Annotated in this window: 1 protein-coding gene; it reads right to left on the minus strand. The window is 73.0% G+C overall.

Annotated elements, in window-relative coordinates; translation table 11 throughout:
• Positions 1-41 precede the first annotated feature (41 nt).
• Positions 42-1,687, minus strand: a 1,646-nt coding sequence (locus LQV45_RS30375) for a hypothetical protein (protein ID WP_308288954.1), incomplete at its 5' end; no start/stop codon positions are given.

Raw genomic sequence — 1,687 nt, forward strand, 5'->3', positions numbered from 1 at the left:
GGGGGGAACTGGCGAACGCAGGTTGACGGCGATGCCCGCCGTCACGCGGCGACTTCCTTCCGCGGCAGGGGAGCGGGGGTCTTCCGGGCCAGGCCGCCCACGGGGATGACGGCGATGACCACGGCACTGGCGGCCAGGACAGCGCCTGCCAGGGTCGCCGGCCACCACGATCCGGCGGCCGGATCGACGGCGTCGCCGAACGCGTCCGGCCCGAACACCGCCGCCCAGGCATTGGTCTGGGTCAGCAGGAGGACACCGGCCTGGGCCGTGAGGGTTGCGGCGAGGGTCCGCACGACGCGGTGGACAGTGATGGCTCGCAGCGCGGGGTCCAGACCGCGCGGGGCGTCGCGGACGCCCTGGCGGGACCGGGCCCGGAGGAACGCCGGCAGGGCGGCAACGCAGGTCCCGGCGGTGAGCAGTGCAACCGGAACCCAGCCGCGATCTTCGGCCAGCAGGGCCTGTCCCGCGGCGGTGACGGCGAGGGCTGCCAGGAAGACCAGCAGCGCCAGGACCGCCGTGGTCAGCAGGGCCGGGCTGACCGGCTGCCGGGGCCAGGTGCGCGGCGCCTCCGGCGTTCCGTAGTTGCGCTGCAGGACCAGCTCGCCTCCGGCGATGACCAGCAGGACGCAGGTGCCCATCACGGCCACGAGTCCCGCAAGTCCGTAGCCGGCGGCCGCCATGATCACGGGGGCGAGGAAGGCTCCGGCGACCAGCGGCACGGCGGCCGCGAGGCCCAGGAGCGCTCCAAGTGAGGAAACCAGCCTGGCGGCCGGGTGCTGGCGGCCGGCGGCGATCCCTGATTCCGGCCGGTTCCGGACGCCCAGCCCGGCGGAAGCAAGCCGAGGCGGCCGCCACCACCACATCACGAGCAGGACCACGGTCGCCGCGAGGCCGGCGAAGTTCGTCCACGATGCCGTTTGCTGGGCCGGATCGGGACGGGCCGCGAAGTTCCCCGCGATGACCGCCAAGCCGGCAGCCACTGTGGACACTGTGCGCAGCAGCCGGTTCATCGCGATGGTCCGCAGTACAGCGTTGTCCGCCGCGTCAAGGGCCTCCAGCTGCCGGCGGCGGGCGATCAGCCACAAAACCAGCCACGTGCCGACGGCCAGCACCAGCAGGGCGCCCCCGAGCCAGGCGGCCACCTCCGGTCCGGGGATACGGCCGTCGCCGCCGCTGTTGTAGTAGCCGTACGCGCCGTCGCCGACCGTAGTGGGAGCCACGGCCGCGAACCCGGGCAGCGTGGCAGTCCGGGCGATGGCCGCGGCAGCCGAGACGAAGATCGCAGCCGTGGTCAATGCCAGCCTGCGGGGCAGGAAGTCTTTGATGCGCCGCACGGACAGCACGGCCTGCCGCCGCATTCGCCGCGGACCCGGGTAGGTGACCTGTCCCAGGGCATGCACGCCCAGGCAGCCCAGGACCGGCCATGCCAGCGCCGGGATGATCGAGTCGGCGCCCACCACGGCGGACGCTGACGGATTGGCCGGGATGATACCCAGGGTCATGGCGCCCTGGAGTGAGCTCGCGAGCCAGCCAATCACACCTACCCACAGCCCGTGCTCCGATACTGTCTGCGGCGACGTTCCGGTCCCGGGAGCCCAGATCACCCACCGCAGGACGGCATACACCAGCAGGGCGGCGATCGCCGGGCCGAGCAACAGCATCGGCGGCACGTTCAACAGGACCGGCA

It is taken from the genome of Microbacterium sp. Bi128 (assembly GCF_918698205.1).